This is a genomic window from Acinetobacter sp. Gutcm_16 (genome assembly GCF_028649355.1).
GTDB classification, from domain to species: Bacteria; Pseudomonadota; Gammaproteobacteria; order Pseudomonadales; family Moraxellaceae; genus Acinetobacter; species Acinetobacter johnsonii.
The window spans coordinates 21800-28001 of the sequence record NZ_JAQSUV010000009.1 but is presented as its reverse complement, the minus strand read 5'-3'; the positions used below and the strand labels follow the sequence as shown (position 1 = coordinate 28001).

The 6202-nt window shown below is 43.1% G+C and carries 6 protein-coding genes; all 6 read left to right on the top strand.

Annotation, left to right across the window (positions count from 1 at the left end):
* On the top strand, positions 1-990 hold a 990-nt coding region (locus tag PTT44_RS00460; protein ID WP_273795503.1), incomplete at its 5' end, for a YadA-like family protein.
* 220 nt (positions 991-1210) lie between these two features.
* A complete protein-coding gene (lolA, locus tag PTT44_RS00455) occupies positions 1211-1909 on the top strand; it encodes an outer membrane lipoprotein chaperone LolA (RefSeq protein ID WP_010327331.1) in 699 nt (232 codons plus the stop codon).
* Between the two features lie 131 nt (positions 1910-2040).
* Complete coding sequence (locus tag PTT44_RS00450) at positions 2041-2853, top strand: RsiV family protein (protein WP_216076690.1); 813 nt, start codon at positions 2041-2043, stop codon at positions 2851-2853.
* Between the two features lie 100 nt (positions 2854-2953).
* Positions 2954-4225 carry a serine--tRNA ligase gene (serS, locus tag PTT44_RS00445; protein ID WP_004695457.1) on the top strand — a complete coding sequence of 424 codons (1272 nt, stop codon included), beginning with the start codon at positions 2954-2956 and terminating at the stop codon, positions 4223-4225.
* A gap of 76 nt (positions 4226-4301) precedes the next feature.
* On the top strand, positions 4302-5678 hold the full coding sequence (gene cysG / locus PTT44_RS00440) for a siroheme synthase CysG (RefSeq protein WP_168158185.1): 1377 nt from the start codon (positions 4302-4304) through the stop codon (positions 5676-5678).
* 32 nt (positions 5679-5710) lie between these two features.
* Positions 5711-6190 (top strand): tRNA (cytidine(34)-2'-O)-methyltransferase, encoded by a 480-nt coding sequence (locus PTT44_RS00435; RefSeq protein WP_168158184.1) that lies wholly within the window; start codon positions 5711-5713, stop codon positions 6188-6190.
* Positions 6191-6202: the final 12 nt, after the last annotated feature.

Genomic DNA, 6202 nt, shown 5'->3' with positions numbered 1-6202 from the left:
GAGCAAGGTATCCAAGGTGTAAAAGGTGATACTGGAGCACAAGGTGAACAAGGTCTCCAAGGTATCCAAGGTGTAAAAGGTGATACTGGAGCGCAAGGTGAGCAAGGTCTCCAAGGTATCCAAGGAGTAAAAGGTGATACTGGAGCGCAAGGTGAACAGGGTCTTCAAGGTTTACAAGGTGTGAAAGGTGACACTGGAGCACAAGGTGAACAAGGTCTCCAAGGTTTACAGGGTGAGCAAGGTATCCAAGGAGTAAAAGGTGATACTGGAGCACAAGGTATCCAAGGTGTAAAAGGTGATACTGGGGCACAAGGTATCCAAGGTGTAAAAGGTGATACTGGGGCAACAGGGGCACAAGGTTTACAAGGTGTGCAAGGTGAAACGGGAGCAACAGGATATAATGCTTATCAAGTTGCGCAAGTTAATGGTTTTAATGGAACCATCACCGAATGGCTCGCGAGCTTAAAAGGCGATATGGGTAACACAGGGATGACTGGTGCAACAGGTTTTAGTGCTTATGATGTTGCAGTTGGTAATGGTTTTGAGGGCAGCATTACTCAATGGTTAGCAAGTCTTAAAGGTACAAACGGTACCAATGGGATCTCTAAAGAAGTGATGGATGCTGCTGACACCTACATCCTGAATGAAGCAAAAACTTATGTGAACCAAGTTGGGCAACAAACCCTCAATCAAGCAAATGCTTATACGGATAGTCGTGTAAATGCCTTGAACCGAGACATGCGAAAACTCGAAGATCGAACCTATGCAGCAGTTGCATCAAGTATTGCAATAGCATCTTTACCGCAACCGACAGATGCTGGCTACAATATGTTTAGTGCCGGCGTGGGTACATGGGAAGGTGAGCAAGGTTATGCTTTTGGTCTCAGCGGTGTGACTGAAAGTAACAAATATGTATACAAAGTAGCTGTGACAACCAATAGTGAAGGTGATTTCGGTGCAGGTGCAGCAATTGGTTGGCAATGGAAATGACAGTGATAATTCTTAACCTCAGTTAGAAAAGCCTCTGCACATTCAGAGGCTTTTCTATATGTAAAGAGCACATCTGATCTTCATCATGATGGATATTTCACAACATTAAGCACCAATAAATATACAAATCTTCTTATATTCTCAATTATTAGCCATAAAATTTGATTTAAGATAGCTCATCTAACAAATTGCGACTGCGCAAATTATAAAAGGTGAGATTATGAAAATGCTTCGTAAGACTTTATGTGCAATGACAGTAGGTGTAGTAACACTTGGCCCTGTTATGAGCAGTACAGTATTTGCAGCTCCGGTTGCAGCATCGGAGCAACAAGCGACGACGAGTTTAGTGAAACAGTTGAGTGGTATCCAAAGTATCAGTTCTAACTTTGAGCAAACCACCAAAGTCACAAATTCATCTAAAGCACCGAAGAAACAAGGTTTATCTGCCCAGCACATGAATCAGACCTTTAAAGGGGTGATGAAAGTTGAGCGTCCAGGGAAATTCTATTGGGAAACTACAAGCCCTGCAAAACAAACCATTGTGACTTCGGGCAAAACGGTTTGGATTTATGATCCAGACTTACAGCAAGCAGTTCGTCAGACTTTAGATGAACAGGTGGCGAATACCCCTGCACTATTATTGTCAGGGAATACGGAACAGATTCGTAAGTCATACCGTATTACGCAACCAAATCAGAGCAAAACTTACTATACCCTGTACCCAAAAAGCGATGATGGTGCGTTTCAAAGTTTAACGATCAGTTTTGGTGCGAAAAATGCGCCGACGCTAATGATCTTAGAAGATTCTTTAGGACAAACAACCTATGTGCGTTTTAATAACACCAAGGTAAATACCAATATCCCAGCTTCAACCTTTAATTTTACTCCGCCTAAAGGCACAGACATTATTGACCAATAAAATGAGTCTGTTGTTTAAAACCACCTTCGGGTGGTTTTTTATTGGGTCACGTTCAGTTACATAACGTGGTGGGAAGTTATGGCTGTGCTTTGTATAGTCTGTGCTATTGAATACTTAACTGCGGGTAAATCATGATATTACTTCATAACAATAAAATTGGATCTGTCTTTGCAATGATGTTGTGTGTTGGATTGCTCAGCGCATGCCAGCCACAAAATGACAGTAACGCTGCAAAAAATGAAGAAACAGCTAAACCAGCTCAAGTTGTACAGACCTTGCCATTGATTGAGGCGAAAGTTCGACCATTACAATTGGCGCGTTCTATTGCTTGTGATGAAGAAGGGTGCACCAAATACCAGCTGTACAGCTTGGACACCAATGTTCCATGGATCAATCAATATTTTGATGAGCGGATGAAAAAAGCCAATCCTGTGGCGTTTGAAAGCTCGAAGCAGGCTAAGCCACAGATTGATGAAAACATGCTCAGTGAAACTTTGTCTGATGTCCGTTATGTGGCGCAGCGTGGCAAATATGCTGATTTTGTCTTGATGTATTATCACTACCCAGCGCGTGCCGCACATGGCATGTATCACAACGAATACATCACCTTAGATTTGGCAACGAAAAAACGTGTTGCGCTGAGTGACATTGTGGTGGACAAGACAGAGTCTCAATTATTAGATGCATTGTATAGTGCCAATAGCATGTGGCTGTCCGATCATAATATTTCACGCGAGCAATTGAAGCTAACCGATAATTATTATATGAGTGCCAAAGGTGTGGTGTTTGTCTATCCCTTATATGAATTAGCGTCTTATGCAGAAGGAATGTCTGAATTGGTTTTACCGTATCAACAAGCCAGCGGCTTAATTAAGGCGGAATATTTGCCAAGTTTTGTCGATTATGCAGCTGAACGAGAAAAATCGAGCAAAGAAAAGCCATGAAAATTGCTGTAATAAGCCACAGCTAGTGATAGCGTGACTGTATTTTTCGGCCTGAAGCGCTTACACTATAGCCAGTTTTTTTCTTTGCAAAAGATTGGCTATGATCGACCCGAAATTACTCAGAAATAATATTGAGGCTGTAAATTTAGCCTTAGCAAAACGTGGTGTACAACTGAATGTTGAAGAATGGGCATCACTAGAAGCTCGCCGTAAAGAGATTCAATCCAAAACTGAATCTCTTCAGGCTGAACGTAATTCGGGTGCAAAACAAGTTGGCCAAATTAAAAAAGCTGGTGGTGATGCATCTGAAATTATGACGCGCATGTCAGCGATTGGTGATGAAATCAAAGCGGCAGAAGTCGCTTTGTCTGAATTACAAGCTGAACTTGAAGCGAAATCACTCAGCATTCCAAACTTGCCAGATGAGTCTGTTCCTGAAGGAAAAGACGAAAGTGATAACGTGGAAATCCTCACATGGGGTACGCCGCGTACGTTTGACTTCGAAATTAAAGATCACACTGACTTAGGTGAGTGGATGGGTGGTCTTGAGTTTGAAACTGCGACCAAATTGACAGGTTCTCGTTTCAGCGTGCTTAAAGGCCCACTTGCTCGTTTACAACGTGCGATTACCCAGTTCATGTTGAATACGCATACTTTGGAAAATGGTTATACCGAAGCTTATGTACCGTATTTAGTCAATGCTGACTCACTCCGTGGTACAGGCCAATTACCTAAATTTGAAGAAGATTTATTCAAATTACAAGGTGAAAAAGAGTATTACCTCATTCCAACTGCGGAAGTGCCTGTAACCAACTTCGTGCGTGATGAAATCATTGATGCAGACCGTTTACCACTGAAATATGCAGCACATACGCCATGTTTCCGTAGTGAAGCAGGTTCATATGGTCGTGATACGCGTGGGTTGATTCGTCAGCATCAATTCGACAAAGTTGAAATGGTGCAAATTGTTAAACCAGAAGACTCAATGCAAGCGCTTGAAGAGCTTACAGGTCATGCTGAAGGGATCTTGAAAGCACTTGGTTTACCGTACCGTAAGATCATTCTTTGTGGTGGTGATATGGGCTTCGGTGCAACTAAAACTTACGATCTTGAGGTTTGGGTACCAAGTCAGAATACGTATCGCGAAATTTCTTCATGTTCAAACATGGGTGACTTCCAAGCGCGTCGTATGAAAGCACGTTACCGTGCAGATCAAAAGAAAACTGAATTTGTACATACGCTGAATGGTTCAGGTTTGGCTGTGGGCCGTACTTTACTTGCGGTCATGGAAAACTACCAACGTGCTGATGGTTCGATTGAAATTCCGACCGTGCTTCGTCCATATATGGGCGGCGCTGAGTACATTGACTAATAAAGTCGATGTACTGCACAGTTTTGTGCACAATAATTGCTTTAAGACAGTCAGATAAAACTCATTGAGGTCGTGTGTGGATATTTTTCCAATCTCTTTAAAGTTGCAACAGCAACCTTGTCTGATTGTCGGTGGTGGGCATATTGCTTACCGTAAGGCAGTGTTGTTACATAAAGCAGGAGCGGTGATTCATATCATTGCTCCTGATATTGATGCAAATTTATTGCAACTGGTTGAAGAAAGCCAAGGGCAATATATCCAAGCGCTATATCCTGCACAGATGCAACTCAATGACTATCGTTTAGTGATTGCTGCAACAGATGATTATGCGGTGAATACCCAAGTCTTTGAGGACTGTGAAGCGCTGAAAATACTGGTCAACAGTGTTGATGATCCACCACATTGCCGTTTCATGGTTCCTGCCATCGTCGATCGTTCGCCTTTGGTTATTTCAGTGGCCAGTAATGGTACATCCCCCGTGTTATCTCGCCAAATTCGAACCCAGCTTGAAACCAGTATTCCACATGGGATGGGTAAGTTGGCTGAGTTTTCAGGAAAATGGCGTGCAGCGGTGAAAGCGAAGATTTCCAATCCTGACGAGCGCCGTGTTTTTTGGGAAGACTTATATGCAAGTCCCCTGAAAGAACAGGTTTTTCATGACAATCTTACAGAAGCGGATCGTTTAATCGAACAAGCACTGTTGGAGTGGAAAACCCCGAAAGGTGAAGTGTATTTGGTTGGTGCAGGTCCAGGTGATCCTGAGTTGCTGACCCTCAAAGCATTGCGTTTGATGCAACAAGCTGATGTGGTGATTTATGATCGTTTGGTTTCTCCTGCGATTATGGAACTCTGCCGTCGCGATGCAACAAAAATTTATGTGGGTAAAGCCCGTTCTAACCATGCTGTACCGCAAGAAGGCATCAATGCCTTACTAGTGGAATATGCCTCAAAAGGTCAACGAGTTTGCCGTTTAAAAGGTGGTGATCCTTTCATCTTTGGTCGTGGTGGTGAAGAAATTCAAGAGCTTTTTGCAGCAGGTGTACCATTTCAAGTAGTGCCAGGGATTACAGCAGCTTCGGGTTGTTCGGCTTATGCAGGCATTCCGTTGACACATCGCGATTATGCGCAAAGTGTGCGTTTCCTTACGGGCCATTTAAAAGAAGGTTCGCCCGAGTTACCTTGGGATGAGTTGGTCTATCAGAATCAAACGCTTGTGCTGTACATGGGCTTGGTTGGTTTAGAGAAAATTTGTGAAAAGTTAATTGAGCATGGGCAGCGCCCAGACATGCCTGTTGCTTTGATCTCGAAAGGTACCACGCCAGAACAAAAAGTGGTGGTCGGGACCTTAGCGGATATTGCATCAAAAGTTGAAGAAAATCATATTCAAGCGCCTACATTGACCATCATTGGTGATGTAGTAAGCTTGCGTGAACAATTACAGTGGCAAGATTAATTATTGCCATATTGAAAGAGTAGAGAAAAGCTGTGATCCATGTTGTTTTATACGAGCCCGAAATTCCTGCAAACACAGGCAATATCATTCGTTTATGTGCCAATACTGGAGCGCAGCTGCATTTGGTTAAGCCACTTGGTTTTGAGCTAGATGATAAAAAACTTAAACGTGCAGGTTTGGACTACCATGAGTGGGCGCGCATGCAAATTTGGGAAACATTCGATGAGTGTTTAGCGGATTTAGCTGAAAAAGGGGTTGATCTAAATGCGATTTATCCTCTAACCACCAAAGGAAAGGAAACCCCGCATACTTCGGATTTGAATCGCCCTGTGGCTTTACTCATGGGACCTGAGACGCGTGGTCTGCCTGAACAGGTGCGTATGTTGTTTCCAAAAGAGCATTGGATTCGTCTACCTATGGCTGAAAACTCGCGCAGTTTGAATTTATCCAATGCGACCGCCGTGATTGTGTATGAAGCATGGCGTCAGCAGGGTTTTAAGCCTTTAGCCTAATCAAATTGCTGT

What these genes read in the sequence shown, in the direction of transcription:
- lolA (WP_010327331.1), top strand. Translation starts at nt 1,211, where the DNA reads ATGAAAATGCTTCGTAAGACTTTATGTGCAATGACAGTAGGTGTAGTA.
- PTT44_RS00450 (WP_216076690.1), top strand. Translation starts at nt 2,041, where the DNA reads ATGATATTACTTCATAACAATAAAATTGGATCTGTCTTTGCAATGATG.
- serS (WP_004695457.1), top strand. Translation starts at nt 2,954, where the DNA reads ATGATCGACCCGAAATTACTCAGAAATAATATTGAGGCTGTAAATTTA.